The 1,921-nt window shown below is 70.8% G+C and carries 1 protein-coding gene; it reads left to right on the forward strand.

Annotated features, from left to right (window positions below):
- On the forward strand, window positions 1–1,698 hold a 1,698-nt coding region (locus tag ABB34_RS14040), incomplete at its 5' end, for a chemotaxis protein CheA (protein WP_057642000.1).
- Between the last annotated feature and the right edge of the window lie 223 nt (window positions 1,699–1,921).

The following is a 1,921-nucleotide window of genomic DNA, read 5'->3' on the forward strand; positions in this document are numbered from 1 at the left end:
GCCGTGCTGCGCGCGCTGCTGCGCGAGGCCGAGCACGGCCAGCCCGCCGATCCCGCCGCCGTCGCGGCGGTCAAGGCACGCCTGGAGGCAGTGCTGTCCGGCACCGCCGCCGCGCCGGTCGTGGCCAAGCAGGAAGAAACGGCCGAGCCGGAAGGCTGGCAGATCGGCTTCGTGCCCGCACCGTCGCTGTTCATGAGCGGCAACGACCCGCTGCGCATCATCCGCGAACTGGAAACCCTCGGCCCGCTGCAAGTCGACGCGCGCATGGAGCGCCTGCCCGGCTTCGAGCAGATGGACCCGCTGGAAGCCTACATCGCCTGGGACCTGGGCCTGACCGGGCGCATCCCGCGCAGCAAGATCGAGGACACCTTCGCCTGGGTGGTCGACGACTGCGAGCTGGACATCCAGCCGATCCTCGCACCGCCCAGCCTGGCCACCAGCGCGCCCGCGCCGGTGCAGGAAGCGGTCGCGGAAGCGGCCCCGCGCCCGTCGGCGGCCGGCAATGCCCCGGCCAACGCCGCCCACGAAGCCGAAAGCTCGATCCGCGTCAGCGTCGACAAGGTCGATGCGCTGATCAACCTGGTCGGCGAACTGGTCATCACCCAGGCCATGCTCAAGCAGGTTTCCGGCGGCCTCGACCCCAGCCACGCCGAGCGCCTGCTGGCCGGCCTGGACCTGCTCGAACGCAATACCCGCGACCTGCAGGAAGCGGTCATCGGCGTGCGCATGCTGCCGGTGGACGCCGTGTTCCGCCGCTTCCCGCGGCTGGTCCGCGACCTCTCCTCGCGCCTCGGCAAGCAGGTGCGGCTGCGCACGATTGGCGAGGGCACCGAGCTGGACAAGGGCCTGATCGAGAAGATCGCCGACCCGCTGGTGCACCTGGTGCGCAACTCCATCGACCACGGCCTGGAAATGCCCGACGTGCGCAAGCAGGCCGGCAAGGACGAGACCGGCACCATCACCCTGGCCGCCTCGCACCAGGGCGGGCACATCGTCATCGAGGTCAGCGACGACGGCCGCGGCCTGAACCGCGACAAGATCCTGGCCAAGGCGCACGAGCGCGGCCTGGCGATCCCGGACAACCCGAGCGACGCGCAGGTCTGGGACCTGATCTTCCAGCCCGGCTTCTCCACCGCCGACGCCGTCACCGACCTGTCCGGCCGCGGCGTCGGCATGGACGTGGTCCGCCGCAACATCCAGGCCCTCGGCGGCGAAGTGCAGCTGGAAAGCCACACCGGCGCCGGCACCCGCGTGCTGATCCGGCTGCCGCTGACCCTGGCCATCCTCGACGGCATGACCGTGTCGGTGGCCGGCGAAACCCTGATCCTGCCGCTGGCCTACGTGCTCGAAGCGCTGCAGCCCAAGGCCGAGGACATCCGCACGATGGCCGGCGAAGGCCGCGTGCTGCGCGTGCGCGGCGAGTACCTGCCGATCCTGTCGCTGGGCAACTACTACGGCTACCGCACCGACAGCCACGCCGACCCGCTCGTCGTGGTGGTCGAGGGCGACGGCCAGAAGATCGCGCTGGAAGTGGACGAACTGCTCGGCCAGCAGCAGGTGGTGGTCAAGAACATCGAGAACAACTACCGCCGCATCGGCGGCGTGTCCGGCGCGACCATCCTCGGCGACGGCCGCGTCGCGCTGATCGTCGACGTCGGCGGGCTGGTGCGCTCGCTGCGCGTGCCGCAGGCGGCTTGAGGGGTTTTTCCTTCTCCCTCCGGGAGAAGGTGCCCCGTAGGGGCGGATGAGGGTTCGGGCGAAGCCGCGCCGCAAAGAATCACCGGCGATCGTGATGACGAACGCGTCGCCACGCGCCCGGGGGGAAGACAACCGGGATACCGCTGTTTGAATCAAGCCGCACGAGGGCTTCGCCCGAACCCTCTCCCCAACCCGCGCCCCGGCCCCCGCCAGCGGCGGGGGC

It is taken from the genome of Stenotrophomonas daejeonensis (genome assembly GCF_001431505.1).
Classification (GTDB): domain Bacteria; phylum Pseudomonadota; class Gammaproteobacteria; order Xanthomonadales; family Xanthomonadaceae; genus Stenotrophomonas; species Stenotrophomonas daejeonensis.